Below are 259 nucleotides of genomic sequence, written 5' to 3'. Positions count from 1 at the left end.
ACAATCAAAACGAAGAGCCCCTAACACTAAGCGCTGGAAAATGGACGGCGGATGAATTGAAAAATATTCCATATATCCCGAAGAAAAAAGTAATTTCAAAATTTGAAATATTTGGCGGGTTCATGTGGACAGCCATTTGGGCAACCATCTATTTTAACGCGAATCATCTTGTAGGAATCTACGAGGGGACAGAAAACGGCTTAAAATTTGTTATGCCCGCTTTCAATCAAGAAGTGTTATTCCAATACTTGCCGCTGAT

General features: G+C 39.4%; 1 pseudogene. It reads left to right on the top strand.

Annotated elements, in window-relative coordinates:
• Positions 1–259 (top strand): annotated as a pseudogene (locus tag R2R70_RS21270) (hypothetical protein); the annotation flags it as partial.

It is taken from the genome of Cobetia sp. SIMBA_158, assembly GCF_046566945.1.
Taxonomy (GTDB): Bacteria; Pseudomonadota; Gammaproteobacteria; order Pseudomonadales; family Halomonadaceae; genus Cobetia; species Cobetia amphilecti.
Note: the sequence above shows the minus strand (reverse complement) of the source record. Positions and strands in the feature narration are given on the sequence as shown.